The following is a 16,168-nucleotide window of genomic DNA, read 5'->3' as shown; positions in this document are numbered from 1 at the left end:
TCGTACACCTGAGTTCTCCGGTCCGTGCACGGTCGTGGCTCGTTGTACGTGAGATGTTGCCGGGGAACTGGTGCTTCGTGCAGCCGAGTTCTCCGGTCCGTGCGCGGTCGCGGCCAGCTGTACGTGAGGCGTCGCCGGGGAACTGGTGCTTCGTACACCCGAGTTCTCCGGTCCGTACGCGGTCGCGGCTCGCTGTACCTGAGGCGTCACCAGGGTGCCTGCGGACGGGCTCGGGCTCCGGGACGGCCACGCGGACGCCCCGGTGGACGGCTCGGGCTCGCCCTGCGGGACGGCCGGCGCGCCGGGCCAGCGCACGGCCACCACGGGACGGTCGCCGGTGCGGGAGGCGGTGGGCTGCGCCACCCCTTCCGGAGCGCGGGTGTTCACGGCGAGCGGGCGCGCGTGGAGCAACTGGAGGCTGCGGGGCGCCGCAGGGACGGCGTGCGCTCCGGAGCCGGTCGCGGTGAGAACGCGCGGGTCGGCTGCGCCGCGAGGTCGGTCGGCCGCGGGGCCGAGGGAGTGGGGTGCGGACGGCGGGACGGCGGCAGAGGCGCGGCCACCTTCGGTGCGCTCGGTGCGTTCGGTGCCTGCTTCGGCCAGCGCCCGGGCCACGACGACCGGGCCCTGGGTACCGGGTTCCTGGGGCCGTTGCCCGTCCAGGCCCGGCCCGGCTGAGGTCACACCGGAGCGTGGCGCATTCCCTGCCGGGCCTGCCGGGCCTGCCGTACCCGCTGCGCCTTCCGGCGCTGCGGCCGGAGACGGCGTCACCAGCGGTGTGGCCGGTCCGTCTCCATGGCTGGTGGGGCGGGGTTCCGCGGTGCCCCCTGTGGTGTGCTGGTCCGCGAGGCTGCGCTGGACGTCGACGGCCCCCAGCAGCGGCGCGTCCGCTCCCCCCTCTCCCCGCCGCAGGGGTGCGGTCTCACCGGGCGCCCGGTCTCGATCCGCCGCGGACGGTGCCGGAGCGGCTCCGGCGCCCCTGTCCTGGTGGGCCGGGGCGCGCTGGACGTCCGGGCCGGGCGCCGTACGAGCGGCGCGGGCACCGGACGCGGCTGAACCGGGCAGGTCGGCGCTCGGCGGCATCGCGGGCAGCGGCGCGCCCAGGCCACCTCGCACCCGTGCGCCGCTCCGGGCCGGGCCGGCAGCCCGGCGCGACTCGTCGGTGCCGCCCGGGGTGCCGTGGGCCGTCCCCTTCCCTCCGCTGTCGGCCGGGCGCGGGGCGCCGTGGTTCGTCCCCCTTGCACCGCCGTCGGCCGAGCGCGAGGCACCATGCCTCGTCCCGCCCGCACCACCGTCGACCGGCCGCGAGGCACCATGCCTCGTCCCGCTCCCGCCGCCGTCAGCCGGCCCCGAGGCACCATGCCTCGTCCCGCCCGCACCACCGTCAGCCGACCGCGAGGCGCCAACTGCGCCTTCCGCTGTGCCCTCGGCGTGCCGCTGGACGACGGGAAGCGCCCTACCGGACACGGATCCGGCGCCGGGCGGGGGCTGTGGGGCGGGGGCGGCCTGCGTCGGCGGAACGGCCGTGGCGGGCAGCTCGCTCAGTGGGGCGCCGAGAGGTGCGCGGCTCGCCGTGCGGGTGGCGGCACGCTGTACGGGGGCGGTCGAGGGCACCCCCGTACCGGCCGGTTCGGTCGTGGCGGAGTTGGGACCGGGTGCCTCGGGGGCGCCGCCCGCGGTCGCCGGGGTGCCGGCGGGCCGCAGGGCGGGGACGCGGCGTGCGGGTCCGGCCGGGCGCAGGGCGACGGTCAGCCGAGTCCCCACCGGTCGGAGTCGGACGGCAGGGTGGGACGCCTCCGGCTGTCCGGCTCGCCGAGCGGATGGTGAACCTGTCGTCCGGGCGGCGGGGCCGGAGGGTGTACGGCCTCCTGAACCTGCCGTGGGCCGGGATGCACCCCCGGAGTCCCGCTCGGACGCGGAACGGGCCATACCCCCGCCGGCTGCTGTGCCCGGGAGCACCGCCACACGTCGTACCAGCGGAATCTCCCGAGCGGCCGGCGGGCGGCCGGTGTCGGTGGGAGTCACGACCGGGGCCGTGCCCGGCGCCGCGGCGCGTTGGACAGGGGGAGGCGACGAGGAGAGCACGGCCGGGGAATCCCCAGACGTGAGGCCACGGTTCTGCGGAGCCCCGTTCGAACGCCCCTCCTCCGCCGCGTTGTTGCCGCTGTTGCCGCCGGGACGCGCCACCACGGGCTCCGGGCCCGCACCCGCTTCCGCCACTCCGGTATCGCCGGAGCCGGAGGGCAGCGGACCGGGCCGGACCGGACCGGACGGCGCTGGACCTGACGGCACTGAACCTGACGGCTCCGAGACGGACGGCCCGGGACCCGAGCTCCGCGCCCCCGCACGCGCCCGGCGCTGGACCTGCGGTGTCCGGCCGTCCGGCGTCCGAGCCGTGCCGTCCGGGGTCCCGGCTTCCGGAGTCCCGTGGCCCTCCGCCCCCTCTGCCCCGTCCGGGCGCAGTGCCCGAAGCAGCAGTGGCCCCCCACCGGTGTGGGTGGGCCGTGCCGCGGCCGGGCGCGTGACTCCTCGTACGAGGCCGGTCGGGGCCGTGGGCTGCAGGGCGTGTCCGAGGCCGTTGTCGAACGACGGGTTCTGCCAGGCGGCGAGGCCCGCGCGGAAGGTGAGGCCGTCGCTGACGCCGAGCGGAACGCGGGAGAGGGTCAGTTCGGGCGCGGCGGTGCGGCGCCAGCCGCCGTCCCAGTCGTGCGGCACGGAGGGAACCGGCGCGGCGGAACCCGAGCCGCCGGGCGTGCTCGGGTCAGGGCCCTCGCCGGTGCGCCCCGCACGCCGCGGGCGCTCCGCGGTGTCCGGTCCTCCGGTGGCCCGGCGGCGCAGCCAGTCCCGCCATGCCATGTGCTCAACCGCCTTCGTTCATGCGGGTGTTGATGCGGGCGATCTCGGCCACCCACTGCTGGCGCTCGCCGTGGGTCAGGTCGAGGATCTCCTCGCGCTGCCAGTGGAAGTGGTAGGCGATGTACGCGATCTCCTCCCGGAGCCGGGGAAGGGCGTACGTCACGATTCCCCCAGGCGCCCACCCGAGAGGTCGACCTCGAAGCCGCCGTCGCAGTGCGGGCAGGTCACCGCCGCACGGGTGTGGCCCTCGCTGTTGACGCGGCGGTAGAAGTCCTGGAGGAAGGCGACGTCGGTGGCGTACATCCGTTCCACGATCCCGGCGTGCACGTCGGTGATGTTCCCGAGCCGGGTGATCACCTGGCTCAGCAGTACGACGCTCAGGTACGCCGGGTTCTCCTTGACCCGCAGATCGATCTGGGGCCGCAGTTCGTCCCGGGCCGTTGCCAGGCGCATCGCGCCATGGCGGTGCACTGTGCCCGCCTCGTCGACGTACCCGCGCGGCAGCTCGAACTCGAACTCGGTGCGCAGGCCGTGGTCCTCCCGAGGCACCGGGGCGGCGGCCGGAGCGGCCGCCACCTGTTCCGGCGCCGCAGCGGGTGCCGTGGCGGGTGCCGTGACCTGGAGCAGCTCCTCCAGGTTGCCCGCCGTGACCGTACGACGCCTCATTCGACGACGATCTCCTCGAACACGATCGTGACGGACTCGGTGGCCGCGGACGACTCGCCCGCCTTCAGGGACGGGCCTTCCCACTTGGAGGCCCAGCCCTGCATCAGCTGGATGCGGCGGACCGTGTTGCCCTCGGTGTCCTTGATCTCGATGGTGAGGTTCTGCCGTGCGGAGTTCACGGCCCCGTTGTTCAGGGTCTCCTTGATCCACTTGGTGAACTCGCTGCTCTGGTCGAGTCCCCGGGTGATCGTGATCTCGCCGGCCTGCCGGGCGCCCGGCTGCTTGCGGATGATCTGCTTGCCTTCCGAGGTGACCTGCTTGACCTCGACTACATCCTCTTCGACGGTGAACCCGCTGATCTCCTGGATCGACTCGACCATGTAGCCGCCGAGCTGCACGCCGAAGACGTGGGTGGAAAGAGCATCGCCCGTTGCCATGACTGTCTGTCAACCTTTCTCTGCAGACCCGCGGGTCACTCGTCGATGAGGCTGGTGGTGTCGGAGAACTGGGCCAGCCGGAAGACCACGAACTCGGCGGGCTTGACCGGTGCGACACCGATCTCGCAGACGACCCGGCCCTGGTCGATGGACTCCTGCGGGTTGTTGTCGCGGTCGCACTTCACATAGAAGGCCTCTTCGGCGGTGCGGCCGAACAGGGCGCCACGGCGCCATTCCTCGCTGAGGAATGCCGTGACGTTGCGCCGGATGCTCGACCACAGCCGGTCGTCGTTCGGCTCGAAGACGACCCACTGGGTGCCCAGGAGGATCGACTCCTCCAGGTAGTTGAAGAGACGGCGCACGTTCAGGTAGCGCCAGGCCGGGTCGGAGGAGAGGGTGCGGGCGCCCCAGATCCGGATGCCCCGGCCGGGGAAGGCCCGGATGCAGTTCACGCCGATCGGGTTCAGCAGGTCCTGCTCGCCCTTGCTGAGCCGGGTCTCCAGGTCGACCGCGCCGCGGATCACCTCGTTGGCGGGCGCCTTGTGCACACCGCGCTCGGCGTCGCTGCGCGCCCACACACCGGCGATGTGCCCGCTCGGCGGGACGACGGTGTTGCGTCCGGCGGCCGGGTCGAAGACCCGCACCCACGGGTAGTAGAGGGTGGCGTACCGGGAGTCGTAGCCCGCCTCGTCGTTGCGCCAGGTGCGCACCTGCTGGGCGGAGAGCCCGGGCGGGGCGTCCAGGACGGCGACCCGGTCGCCCATCTGCTCGCAGTGCGAGATCACGGCGAGTTGCACGGTGCGCACGCCCTCGGCGTCGATGTCGCCGCGCTGGTAGGCGCTCATCAGGTCCGGCACCGCGACCATGGTGATCTCGTCGATGGTCTCCAGGCCGCCGAACCCGGTGCGGGCCCCGGCGTCACCGACGTACTCGGCCGGGTCGAGGCGGGACACCGCGCCGGAGCCGGGCACGGCCGACGCTGCCGGGGCGTCGGCCAGCGCCACGGTCTGGTTGGCGGGCCTGCTCTGGGTGGCACCGCGCTGCTCGGTGACCTCGATCAGCTTGGAGGCGCGGGCCTGGTTGACCAGGTACCCCTTGACGTTCTTGCGGGCGGAGGCCTCGTACGTCTCCGCCACCTGGTCGCCCTGGCGGACCAGGACCTTGAAGCGGTCCTCCGGCGGGTTCTCGCCGTCCGCGTCGGCGACCTCCACCGACACCCCAAAGGCGCCGGGCTTGGCCGCGACCAGGAAACCGCCGAGTTCCGCCGGCTCCACGGCCTTGGTCTGCTGCCGCTTGGCGCCCTGGGCCGCCGGCGCGGAGGTGTCCTCGGCGGATCCGCCGATCCGCACGATGTACGCGGCGCCGCCGCCGTTGGCGAAGTAGCCGTAGACCGCGTGGGGCAGGTAGGCGCCCTCGGTGAAGCCACCGAACAGCTGGGTGTACTGGTCCCAGCCGGTGACCAGCGTCGGCGCGTGGAACGGGCCGTTCTCGGCGAAGCCCACGAACGCGGCGACAGCGGTGCCGACCCCTTCGATCGGCCGGGCACCGGACTGCACCTCCTCCACGTACACGCCCGGGGTGAGGTACGTCGGCATGCTCGCTCCTTCGCGTCCTACGGGTCTGTCAGCTGTGTCCAGGCCGAGTCTGGGCGGGAGGTCCGCCGGGGCGACAGGGACGCGGAGACCTGGCCAAGGGCAAGATCGCTGCCTTCGGCTGCCCGCTCGGGCGGTCCGGCCGCCGCCCGGAGTTGCCCTCGTTCTGCCCGTACGGGCCTGGACGTCCCGGTCGCCCGGGCGGTCCACTGGGGGGCCGGAGCAGGGGTGCGGCCGACTAGGAGGCAGCGAAGTGCGGACGTCCGGGGCGCACACAGAACAGACCGAGATCCGGCAGGCCACGCGCGGCCCGGCCGCCGCCGCCCGCCGGGAGACGTCCCCGGGCGGCGCCGCCACGCCGCCGCCACTCACCGCCGACGCGCTCCGGGCCGCGCAGCGCGGCGCGGGCAACGCCGCGGTCACCGCCATGATCGCCCGGCGCGCCCGGCGCGCGCCCGCCCAGGAGCAGCTGGACGCCCAGGAACAGCAGGACGCCGGGGTGCACGAGGACCCTCGCTCGAAGCATCAGCACGGCGCGGGACACGGCCGGGAAGCCGCGGCGCAGCCGAGCGCCGCCGACGCGGTGAACTCCGTGGTGCGGTCCGCCGGCAGCCGACTGCCCGCCTCGCTGCAGCGGGAGATGGAAGCCCGCTTCTCGGGCGAGGACTTCTCCGACGTCGCGGTCCACACCGGCGCCGCTGCCCGGCGTTCCGCCGAGGCGGTCGGGGCCGAGGCGTACACCACCGGCACCCGTCACATCGTGTTCCGCGGCACGATCGACAAGAAGACCCTCGCGCACGAACTGGAGCACGTCCGCCAGCAGCGTGCGGGGGCTGTGGCCGGTACCGACAACGGCAGCGGCCTGAGCATCAGCGACCCCTCCGACCGGTTCGAAAGGTCGGCCGAACGCAAGGCCGAGCAGGTGATGCGCGGCGGTGCGGACGTCCAGCGCTCGGTCGCGGACCACACCGCCGACGCCGCGCACCGGACGACCGGGGCGTCGGCCGAGGTGCAGCGCATGCCCCCCAAGAAGAAGCAGTCGAAAAAGCAGGCGGGGGGCAACCCACCCGCGGAAGCGGCCACTTCCTCGAAGACCGTGTTCGAGGAAATAATGGAGTACTTCGAGGGACGCAGCGAAGAATTCAAGGCAAAGAAGCAGAACGAGAAGGAGCTCCTCCTCGAAGAGATCGGAATCGTACCCGGAAGCGATCTTTTCACGCTCGACGAAGTGAAGAACGACGAGTCAATGATGGACGCTCTCCTCGCGGAGATCGAAACCGCGAAACACGCGTCCGGGTTCGCGGGTATGGGCGGCGGCAGCAGTGACTGGGCGGCGAGCGCGGTCACTTCGGCACATGCGGGGATGCGGGCGGACCATCCGATCTGGGGCGACAAGACGACCCTCCATCACAAGATCTCCCGTAGCGAGTTGGACGCTGTACTCGCCTCGGCCGAGAGGGACAAGGCGAACGCGAAACCGCTGTTCGAGTTCCTGGACGAGGTGCGGACGGTACTCGGCTCGACCGCGGCGAACAAAAAGGCCCTGCACAACATGCCGGCCAACCTGGAAATGGGCCCGGCGAGCGACACGAGGACCGGCGACCCGGGATCCGGAACCGACTTCAACTACACGCCTGAGGGTGCGATGACGCCGCGGTCGAGCGAGTTGAAGGACGCACTGAGCTTGGCGAACGCGGCCACCGTCGACTGGGGGGCCGTTGCGGACAAGCTGAGGGAGGCGCAGCGCCTTCACGAAAAGGAGTACGGAGGCGCGATCCTCTCCCCGCCCGCCCTCGAACGGTGGAAGAAAGTGGGCGACAAGTGGAAGAAGGCCTCCGACTGAGGTCTTCCACGCCGCCCCCGGCTCAGGCGTCGAGGGCGTCCGCCAGGTAAGGCCCGAACTCGCCCTCCAGGACCAGCCGTCCCAGCTTGCGGTACTCCTGCGCGACCGCCCGCACCAGTTGCCGCATGGTGAGCGGGCTGCCGGACTCGGCCGCGAGGTAGGCCGCGGTCACCGCGCAGGCGCGGATGGAGCCGCCGGCGAGTTCGAAGCGGTCGGCGCAGAAGGCGAGGTCCAGGTCCCCGGCGCGGGGCAGCCGGTCGCCCAGGCAGCGCTCCCACAGGGCGAGGCGCTGGCCGGCGTCGGGCACCGGGAAGTCGGCGATCACATCCAGCCGTCGGGTGAACGCCTCGTCGAGGTTGGCCCGCAGGTTGGTGGTCAGCACCGCGATCCCGTCGAAGGACTCCATGCGCTGCAGCAGGTACGCCGACTCGATGTTGGCGTGCCGGTCGTGCGCGTCCTTCACCTCCGAGCGCTTGCCGAAGATCGCGTCGGCCTCGTCGAAGAGCAGCACGGCGTTGACCGCCGACGCCTCGGTGAAGATCCGCTCCAGGTTCTTCTCGGTCTCCCCCACGTACTTGTCCACGACTGTGGACAGGTCCACCACATACAGGTCCATGCCCAGGTCCGCGGCGACGACCTCGGCGGACATGGTCTTGCCGGTGCCCGACTCCCCGGCGAAAAGCGCGATCACGCCGCGTCCCCGGCCGCCGCCGGGCCGCATCCCCCACTGCCCGAGCACCTGCTCGCGGTGGCGGGCGCGCACCGCGAGTTCGTGCAGCCGCCGGTGGGTGGTCGGCGGCAGCACCAGGTCGTCCCAGCCGACGCCCGGCTCCACCCGGCGGGCGAGCCGCTCCAGCCCCGCGCCGTTCTGGGCCCGTACGGCCGTGCGCAGGTCGTCGGGGCGGACCGGACGCCCCGCGAGGGCGGCCGTGCGCACCGCCACATCGGCAGCGCGGAGCAACTGCCCGGAGTCCAGGCGGTGCGCGGCGACCGCCTCGGCGAGCGCCTCCACGTCACCGGTCGCGAGGTCGTCACCCGAGATGTCGTCGGCCGCCCCTTCGAGGGCGTGCCGCCAGCGCGCGGCCTGCCGTTCGGGCGAAGGCGCCGGCACGGTCAGGGCGACGGGGGTGTCGGCCGCCCACTCCGGGGCCCAGCCGACCGTGCCGTGGGTGATCAGGGGGATCCCCCGCAGCGCCGCACACAACGCCCCCAGCGTTCCGGCCCGTTCGGCGGGTTCCCCGGGGAGCGCCTCCAGGGGGCCGAGGACGACTCCGGCGCCGGTGAGGCGGGCTTCGAGGGCGGCTGTCCGGGCGAGTTCCGGTACGTCGGCCGAGCGCCGGGCGAGGGCCACCGCGTCCAGGACGAGCGGTGGCAGCCCGGCCGCGCGCAGGGCGGCGACGGCGAGACCCGCCGCATCGCCGCCCCGGCTGCGCAGATGGACGAGGCCGACGCCGGTGCCGGCCGCGGCCGCCGTGCGGTGGACGTCGGCTGCCTCGGCGCTCGGGTCCTCGCGGGCCTCGCCGAGTATCCCGGCGAGCCGGGCGTCGGGCCGGGCACTGCCCAGCAGATGCCCGGTGACCCGGTCGGAGACCGCCAACCCCCGTGACAGCGGCGGCCGTTCGGGCTCGGTGACCTCCACCAGACCGCCCGCGATCAGCGGGGCGCCCGGAGCGAGCCGGAACCGGGCGGACGCCGCCCCGGCGAGCCCGCACAGTTCCAGGGCGAGCCCGACCGTGGGGCGCCGTCGTGTCAGGTCGTCGTTGAGGTAGCCGTAGAGCCGCTCGAACCGTGCGTCGAGGTCGGGTGCCAGCGCGACCAGGAGCAGGTCCAGGTCGAGCGGGGACAACCCGAACCTCCGGGCGAGGCCGTCGAGGACGGAACCGGCGGGCGGCCGCCCCGGCTCGTGCGCGGGTACGTCGAGGCCGCCCGGCTCGTCCAGGATGCGGGCCGCCGCCTCGGGGGTGAGGTACTGGCCCCGGTACGGGTCGTCGGGGTCGGGGTCGCCGGCCCGGCGGGCCGCCACCGCGTGCCGCACGCGCTCCTCGACCACGCGAAGCCGCGTCCACAGGTGGTCCACGTCGGCGGTGACGGCACCGGCATCGGGGCGGACGTCGGTTCGGGCGGCCATCGCAGGTTCGGCGGTGTGCTCCATGCCGTCCGGGACGGCCTCGGCGCCGAGTCGGACAACGCTTCGGGCAGCCACGTCGGCTTCGGTACCGGAGGGGCCGGGCATCTCGGCTTCGCTTTCGGCTCGGGTGTCCGCGACATCTTCGGCGGTGTGTGTCACGGCTGACGGTCCCCCCGGCGGCGGCGTCGGGCGGGGGCGGGCGGCCGTTCACGCGGGCCGGTGAAACCCTCCGGGCCCGGATCGCCGACCTCCGTGTAGCGCAGCCGGCGCCCGGACGTCACTTCTTCGCCCTCGCGCCCGGCCGCGGAACGGACGACCAGGCCCTCGGTGACCGGTGGTGCGGCTGCCGTGGTCACGCCGGCGAGCGGTGCCCGCACCTGCACCGCGAGGGAGGCCTTCATCTCCCCGCCGAGCGCCGACCACACGTCGGAGGCGGCCGGTGCGTCGAGCGCGCCCCCGGCGGTGTCCAGTCCCACGGTCAGGCCGAGTTCGGCGAGCGTGCCGGTGAGCAGCCGGGCGGGAAGCGTGTCGCCCGCCACCAGACAGGTGAGCACCTGCGAGAGCAGCCGGTGTTCGTCCTGCGGGCGGTTCGCCCACGCCGTGACCAAGTACGTCAGCTCGAACCAGCGCGGCGGGCTGCGCCGCGCCACGAGGTACCCGTCCTCGTCGTACACCTCCCCGGCGCCACTGCCGCGCCGGGTTGCGTCCTCGCGGATGTGGTACAGGAAGACGCACACCGTCGGGGCGCTGCGGCGCGCGGCCCAGTCCCGGGTGGGGGCGTCGAAGACCACGTCGACGCCCGATGCCTCAAGGCCCGACTCGCCGAGCAGGCGGCGCAGCCCCTCGTCGACCTCGTGGATCACCGGCGGGTCACCTCGTCGGGCGGCTGCACGCTGCCGTTGACCACCAGGAAGTCGGTGGTCACGGGTGAGAACCCGGGGCCCTTGGCGGTGATGATGCGCGGTCCCGTCTGGTCCTTGGCGAGGATGAGCAGCTGGCCGATGAACGTGCCGTCCGGCTTCGGAACGGTCGGCGCCGCGGCCGCGGTGATCCCCGGCTTCCAGGTGAACCGCACCGGCGCGCCCGGCGGGAAGTCCTTGCCGCGCACCGAGGTGACGAACCCGGGCTTGCCGATGTCCGGCACCGCGACGATGCGCGGCTGCAGGATGCGCAGCCGCTGCCGTGCGGTGTTGTCGCTCTTGTCGGCGTCCGTCCCGGTGGTGGTGAGGACGCCGGTGACCCGGCCGGTCAGTGCCTTGTCGGGGCTGAGCACGACGCGTACGACGGTGCTCGCGCCCGGCGTCAGGTCCGGCAGCGCGCACACCCAGGAGCGGTCGCAGCCCTCCGGCGGCCCGCTGTTCGGGATGCCCTTGGGCAGGCCGATGCGCAGCCGCAGACCGGTCGCCAGCGCGTTGCGGCCGTTGCGCACCGTGTACGTCACGACCACGCGCCCGCCGACGTAGCCGGGGTTCGGCTGGGCCGTGACGCGCACCCCGGGCCCGGCCTTGGGCTCCTGCGGCTTCGGCGGCACAGTGGGCGGCGGCGTCGGAGTGGGCGGCGTCGGGGTCGGCGTGGGGGTCGGGGGCGGCGTGGCCTCGCGCACCGGCACCACGGTCCGGCTCGCGTTGTCGCTGGGCCGCGGGTCCAGGACCGTGCCGGTGACCGACCAGTCGACGGGCGCGTCGCCCGCGGTGACCCCGGTGAGGGTGACGTCCACCGGAACGGTCGTACCGGGCGGCACCACGCCGACGCCGCATTGGAGGGAGGCGGCGTCGCAGGTGCCCCCGGACCAGGTGATCCGGGTGACGCGCACGCCGAGCGGCGGGGCGACGGTCAGCCGGGTGCCGGGGGAGGCGGCGGGGCCGTTGTTCACGACGTCGACGCGGACCGTGGTGGAGTCGCCGACGGTCACCTCCGGGACGGTGCCGGGCGCCTTGACGGCGAGGTCGACGGACTGCTGGACGCTGGGTTCCTTCTGCCGGCCCGGAAGCTCGGTCGTGAGCTTGGTGAGTTTGCCGGACGCGATGTCCAGGAGTTTGAGTTTCTCGGGGGTGTTGACCGGACGGCTGGGGCGGGCGCTGATCACCAGCCCCTTGCCGTCGGCCGTCCAGGCGGCGTCCCGGGGCTGGAACGGGCCGGTGTTCTCCGGCAGTTCCCGGCCGCAGGCGCCGGGCAGGCCGCGGGCGGCGGTGGGCAGCAGCACCTGGCAGTCGTCGCCCGAAAGCGACGTCAGGAGGATGCCGTTCTGCTCGTCGATCCGGCCGGCGCCGTTCTTGCGGTTGAAGGCGATGCTCAGCCCGTCCGGGGAGAACGCCGGGCTGTCGTCGATGACCTCGCAGTCGCCCGGGCAGATCGTGGCGCTCAGGTCGCGCTGCCGGGACAGGTCGTTCACGGGCACGGTCCAGATGTGCTTGTTGCCGCCGCCCCCGTTGATCTCCATGTTGCGGGTGAAGGCCAGGGTGGTGCCGTCGGAGGACCAGGTGGGCTGGGCGTCCTGGCCCTGGAGCTGCCCGGCCGGCGGGGTGATCCGGCCGATGATCGCGCCGGTGGCGACCTCCGCGATGAGGATGCGGCTGGGTCCGGCGGCCTGGCCGACACCGCCCGGCGAAGTCCGGGTGAAGGCGAGGTACTTGCCGTCCGGGGAGAACGTCGGGTCGGTGTCCCAGTCCTTCGCCCCGCGTCCCGCCAGCGGCAGGGGGGCGGCGTTGGAGCCGTCGGCGTCCGTCATCCAGATCCGCTCGATCCGCCGGCCGTCGGCGTTGTTCTCGAAGCGGGTGACGACGATCCGGCGGCCGTCGGGCGTGTAGTTCTGCCGCTCGGTCCACGGGTCGTACCCGGCCGCGGGCTGGAACAGCGGGTCCTTGGCCGGATCGGTGTTGGTGTCGGCCGCCGGGTCCTCGTCGAGGATCGTCAGCCCCAGGTCGCGGGGGTCGGCCCCGTCCATCCGGATGTCCTGCAGCGTCACCACGTGCGGGGTGGCCGCCGACGTGCGCTCCACGACCACGCCGCCGCCGTTCAGCGGGCCGAGCCAGGTGGGCGAGAGGACCTCGCGGTTCTCGTTGAGCACCAGTGAGGGGACCTGGTCGGAGTGGGCGGTCGCCCGGAACACGTGGTCCCAGTCGCCCTCGCACTCACAGGTGATCTCCGGGCTCAGGAACAGCACACCGTCCCCGTCGGGCAGCCACGCTGCCCCGTGGGCACGCCACTGTGCCCGCGCGCCCCCGAGCAGCGGCTCGTCACCGGTGCCCTCCGCGTTCGTCACCCGCAGCCGGGGCACAGGCTGGCCGTCGACGGTGGTCGTGGCGGTGTACGCGATCCAGTTCCGGTTCTCGTCGTCGTTCACCGGGTTCCACGCCGGTTCGGTCGCCGTGCCGTTCGCCGGGTCGGTGACCCGGGTGGCGGTGCCGCCGTCCAGGGGCCGGACGTAGATCTGCCGGCCGGCCGCCGGGTCGCTGTCGCTGGAGTACGCCAGCCGCTGCCCGTCCGGGGACACCGTCGGGCACTCCTCGTCGGCGGGCGTGTCGGTCAGCCGGGTCAGGCCGGTGCCGTCGGTGCGCACCAGCCACAGGTCGCGCTGCGTCCGGCCGTCCGGGCCGCCGGGTGCGGCCGCGTCGAACACCACGGCCCGGCCGTCCGGCGTCAGCCGGGGGTGTGCCGCGTCCAGGCCCCTGGTGAGCCGGCGTACCGAACCATCGGCGGACCGCAGGTAGATCTGCGGCTTCTTCTCGTCGCGGCGACTGGCGAAGACCATCTGGTCGCCGAGGGCGGACGGCTGGACGTCGTTGTGGGCCGGGCCCGCGCCGAACAGCGGTGTGCTGGAGGTGGTGGTGGCGACCCGGCCGAGACTGCGGTGCCGGGTACCGGCGTACGCGACCCGGGTGGCCGCGGCGTCGGCCGGCCTCGCCTGGGGTTCGGCGCTGCCCGGCCCGGCGGCCGCGGCCACCCCGAGCAGCGGGACGAGCAGCAGCAAGGCCGAGCCGAGTCTCCCCAGGCGGTACCGCCCGCCGGAGCCAGCGGTTTCCATCACGGTCCCCTTCGCAGTGTGGTGCGGCATCCGGATGTGCCCCCGCCACCCTGCACCGGCGGGCGCGCGGCATGGCAGGGCGGCGGGGCCGTACCCGGGGGAAGCGCGCGGTGCGCTTTCGGGCAGTGCAGGTTCCCTGCCGTCGCCCGACCGACCGCCCGGCCGACCGTCCGGCCCCCGTCCCGGCCCGACGGCGCCGTCCGTCAGATCAGCCCGTTGCGCAGCGCATAACCGACCGCGTGGGCCCGGTTGCGCAGCTGCAGCCGGGTGATGATCTCGTGCAGGACGTTCTTGACGGTGCGTTCGGAGTACGCGGTCTTGCGGGCTATCTCCGCGGTGTCCAGGCCCTCCGACACCAGGCGCAGCATGTCCGCCTCGCGCGTCGTCAGGGTGGACAGGGACAGGCTCCCGTGGTCGAGCGCCGAGCGCTGCAGGCTGCCGACGTGGGAGAGCAGCTTGCCGAGCAGGTCGCCGGGCAGCACTCCCTCGCCGTTGGCCAGCGCCAGGACCAGGCGCAGGAGCTGGTCCTGATCGGCCTCGGCGCGGCGCAGCACCGCCGCCACGCCGCACTCGATGACACGTTGCAGCCCGCCGGCCGCGAGGGTGCCGACCACGAGGCCCGTGTGCGTGGCGCTGTTGTGCCGCAGCCGGTTGAGCAGGGCGGCGACGTCGTCGTCGACGCTGTCCACGACCACCAGTGACACCAGGGCCCGGTCCGCGTCGGCCTCGTCCACCAGGTCGACCTCGGGGCGCTGGCGCAGCTGCTGGACGACGCCGATGCGCAGGACGGGATCGGCGGCGTAGAGGGCCACGGTCACCCGGTTCGGGAGGGCTGGGCGGGAGGTCCGGTGGGTCGAGTCGATCCGAGCGGCAGCATGTGACGTGGCATCGGACATAACAGGGCCGTTCTCCTCAACAGGGGACATGGTGTACCTGTTTCATGAGTTTCGTGGGGGTAGAAGTGCAGCTCGAGGCGACCACGGGAGGGCGGCCCGCGGGAGGCGGCGCGCCACATCAACGACCCGCTGTCACAAAGACGTTCGATTTGACTTCACGGGCACCGTGACTGCCCGGGTGTTGCCCTCGCGCTCCTCGCCGCGCTCCGGAGCGCTCTCCTACCGTGCTGGCGTGACGCCTTCCGCAGCCTCTTCCGGACCCGGTGCGCCCGGCCTCGACATCCCGGCCGTGACGGTGACGCCCGGTGACATCGCCACCACCACCCTGACCGTGCGCAACGACAGCGACATCGTCGAGGCGTACAGCCTGGAGGTCGTCGGGGACTGCGCGCCCTGGACCACGGTGGAACCCGCGCGTGTCTCGCTGTACCCCGGCACCTCCGAGACGGTGACGCTCCGTCTGGCGCCGCCGCGCTCCCCGGAGATCCGGGCCGGCGACAAGCCGCTCGGCGTGCGGGTGCTGCCGACCGAGCACCCCGAGTCGGTGCGGGTCCTCGAAACCACCGTGCATGTCGAGGAGTTCCACGAGCTGCAGACCGAGCTGGCCCCGCGCCGCCGGCGCGGCTGGCTGCGCGGCCGCTACCGGCTGGCCGTGCGCAACCAGGGCAACACCCCGGTGCAGGTGGGTTTCGCTCCCGGCCAGGCCGGCGAGGAGCTGGGGTTCGCCTTCACCCCGGCGGAGCCGAAGCTGGAGCCCGGTGAGTCGACGGAGGTCGTGCTGCGGGTCCGCACCGCCAAGCCGGTGTGGTTCGGCAAACCCGTGGTGTGGCCGTTCACCGTGGACACCACCGAGACCGGGGACCCGGAGGAGGCGGCGGAGACCAGGCGGGACGATCCCGCCGTACGGGCGCCGCTGGACGCGGAGTTCGTCCAGATCCCCATCTTCCCGAAGTGGCTGCTCGCGCTGCTCGCCGCGCTGATCGCGCTGTTGCTCGCCTGGTTCGCGCTGGTCCGTCCGGTGGTGCGCAGCGCCGCCAAGGAAGCGGCCCACGAGGCGGTCCAGCCCCGTCCCACGCCCGGCGGGGACCAGGGTTCCGGGGAATCTCCGGGCACCGGCGGGAACAACAAGCCCGGCGGCAAGGCGTCGGGGGCGCCGTCCGGAACCGGCGGTGACGGCGGCTCGGGTGACGGCGGTTCGGGCGGCGACGGCACCTCCGGCGGCGACGGCCGGCAGAGTTCGGCGACCATCGATCTGAAGACGTCTGGCGGGCAGACCAGGACCGGTACCTACAAGGTGCCCGAGGACAGTGTCTTCGGGGTCACGGACATCGTCGTCGCCAACTTCCAGGGCGACGAAGGGGTGCTGACGATCACGTTCGGCGAGCGCAAGATCACCACGATCGCGCTGGAGACCTTCCGGAACCAGGACTACCACTGGGTGACCCCCATCAAGATCCCCGCGAACGACACCGTGACCATCAACGTGACGTGCGCGAAGCCCGGCACACCGGCCACCGGACGTCAGGCACAGGGGTGCCACGAGGTCCTGAACGTCAGCGGAGTGCTCAGCCGTACCAGGGAATGAACCGGTCCTTCCGATTCCGGGCCATTGTCGATCGTTACCGACGGCTTATGTAAAGGGTTGACTTTTGTTCCGGCCGGAAATCGGCAATCCAGGACCAAAAACCACACCATTACCGACAGAAACAGGTCACTGCCGTGTGCCGGG

The 16,168-nt window shown here is 73.3% G+C and carries 12 protein-coding genes; 4 read left to right on the top strand and 8 right to left on the bottom strand.

Annotation, left to right across the window (positions count from 1 at the left end):
• Positions 1–402 precede the first annotated feature (402 nt).
• Both ACFY3C_RS34855 and ACFY3C_RS34850 read left to right on the top strand, forming a co-directional pair.
• A complete protein-coding gene (locus tag ACFY3C_RS34855) occupies positions 403–675 on the top strand; it encodes a hypothetical protein (protein ID WP_390773642.1) in 273 nt (90 codons plus the stop codon).
• A gap of 156 nt (positions 676–831) precedes the next feature.
• Entirely contained in the window at positions 832–1,053 is a 222-nt protein-coding gene (locus tag ACFY3C_RS34850; RefSeq protein ID WP_390773641.1) for a hypothetical protein, read from the top strand.
• A gap of 1,804 nt (positions 1,054–2,857) precedes the next feature.
• On the opposite strand, the gene ACFY3C_RS34845 is transcribed toward ACFY3C_RS34850, so the two are convergent.
• The 4 genes from ACFY3C_RS34845 to ACFY3C_RS34830 are packed head-to-tail and all read right to left on the bottom strand — an operon-like array spanning position 2,858 to position 5,551.
• On the bottom strand, positions 2,858–3,016 hold the full coding sequence (locus tag ACFY3C_RS34845) for a DUF6760 family protein (RefSeq protein WP_163014002.1): 159 nt from the start codon (positions 3,014–3,016) through the stop codon (positions 2,858–2,860).
• Positions 3,013–3,519: a hypothetical protein gene (locus tag ACFY3C_RS34840; protein ID WP_390773640.1), complete on the bottom strand. Its 507-nt coding sequence runs from the start codon at positions 3,517–3,519 to the stop codon at positions 3,013–3,015. The genes ACFY3C_RS34845 and ACFY3C_RS34840 overlap by 4 nt, the downstream gene beginning before the upstream one ends.
• The gene (locus ACFY3C_RS34835; protein ID WP_097254126.1) at positions 3,516–3,956 is read right to left on the bottom strand and encodes a phage tail protein; all 441 of its coding nucleotides are present in this window, start codon (positions 3,954–3,956) and stop codon (positions 3,516–3,518) included. The genes ACFY3C_RS34840 and ACFY3C_RS34835 overlap by 4 nt, the downstream gene beginning before the upstream one ends.
• Before the next feature lie 35 nt (positions 3,957–3,991).
• Positions 3,992–5,551, bottom strand: coding sequence for a phage tail sheath family protein (locus ACFY3C_RS34830; RefSeq protein ID WP_390773639.1), 1,560 nt, complete (start codon positions 5,549–5,551; stop codon positions 3,992–3,994).
• A 250-nt stretch (positions 5,552–5,801) separates the two neighbouring features.
• On the opposite strand from ACFY3C_RS34830, the gene ACFY3C_RS34825 reads away from it, so the two are divergent.
• Positions 5,802–7,391 (top strand): DUF4157 domain-containing protein, encoded by a 1,590-nt coding sequence (locus ACFY3C_RS34825; protein ID WP_390773638.1) that lies wholly within the window; start codon positions 5,802–5,804, stop codon positions 7,389–7,391.
• 22 nt (positions 7,392–7,413) lie between these two features.
• Here ACFY3C_RS34825 and ACFY3C_RS34820 read toward each other — a convergent pair whose 3' ends face one another.
• From ACFY3C_RS34820 to ACFY3C_RS34805, 4 genes are all read right to left on the bottom strand, one after another.
• On the bottom strand, positions 7,414–9,519 hold the full coding sequence (locus ACFY3C_RS34820; RefSeq protein WP_390773714.1) for an AAA family ATPase: 2,106 nt from the start codon (positions 9,517–9,519) through the stop codon (positions 7,414–7,416).
• A 155-nt stretch (positions 9,520–9,674) separates the two neighbouring features.
• The gene (locus ACFY3C_RS34815) at positions 9,675–10,382 is read right to left on the bottom strand and encodes a DUF4255 domain-containing protein (RefSeq protein ID WP_390773637.1); all 708 of its coding nucleotides are present in this window, start codon (positions 10,380–10,382) and stop codon (positions 9,675–9,677) included.
• Entirely contained in the window at positions 10,379–13,543 is a 3,165-nt protein-coding gene (locus ACFY3C_RS34810) for a hypothetical protein (protein ID WP_390773636.1), read from the bottom strand. Before ACFY3C_RS34810 ends, ACFY3C_RS34815 begins: the two co-directional genes overlap by 4 nt.
• Before the next feature lie 203 nt (positions 13,544–13,746).
• Positions 13,747–14,439: a LuxR C-terminal-related transcriptional regulator gene (locus ACFY3C_RS34805; RefSeq protein ID WP_390773635.1), complete on the bottom strand. Its 693-nt coding sequence runs from the start codon at positions 14,437–14,439 to the stop codon at positions 13,747–13,749.
• A gap of 232 nt (positions 14,440–14,671) precedes the next feature.
• Here ACFY3C_RS34805 and ACFY3C_RS34800 point away from each other — a divergent pair, with 232 nt between their 5' ends.
• Entirely contained in the window at positions 14,672–16,024 is a 1,353-nt protein-coding gene (locus ACFY3C_RS34800) for a hydrolytic protein (RefSeq protein WP_390773634.1), read from the top strand.
• The last annotated feature ends 144 nt before the right edge of the window (positions 16,025–16,168 follow it).

The sequence above is a fragment of the Streptomyces sp. NPDC001410 genome, assembly GCF_042895235.1.
Classification (GTDB): domain Bacteria; phylum Actinomycetota; class Actinomycetes; order Streptomycetales; family Streptomycetaceae; genus Streptomyces.
The sequence above is the reverse complement of the archived record's forward strand: the minus strand, read 5'-3'. Positions and strand labels throughout refer to the sequence as shown.

Coding starts and splice junctions, on each gene's coding strand:
- ACFY3C_RS34830 (WP_390773639.1), bottom strand. CDS start 5,551: ATGCCGACGTACCTCACCCCGGGCGTGTACGTGGAGGAGGTGCAGTCC.
- ACFY3C_RS34810 (WP_390773636.1), bottom strand. CDS start 13,543: ATGGAAACCGCTGGCTCCGGCGGGCGGTACCGCCTGGGGAGACTCGGC.
- ACFY3C_RS34840 (WP_390773640.1), bottom strand. CDS start 3,519: ATGAGGCGTCGTACGGTCACGGCGGGCAACCTGGAGGAGCTGCTCCAG.
- ACFY3C_RS34805 (WP_390773635.1), bottom strand. CDS start 14,439: ATGTCCGATGCCACGTCACATGCTGCCGCTCGGATCGACTCGACCCAC.
- ACFY3C_RS34820 (WP_390773714.1), bottom strand. CDS start 9,519: ATGGCCGCCCGAACCGACGTCCGCCCCGATGCCGGTGCCGTCACCGCC.
- ACFY3C_RS34835 (WP_097254126.1), bottom strand. CDS start 3,956: ATGGCAACGGGCGATGCTCTTTCCACCCACGTCTTCGGCGTGCAGCTC.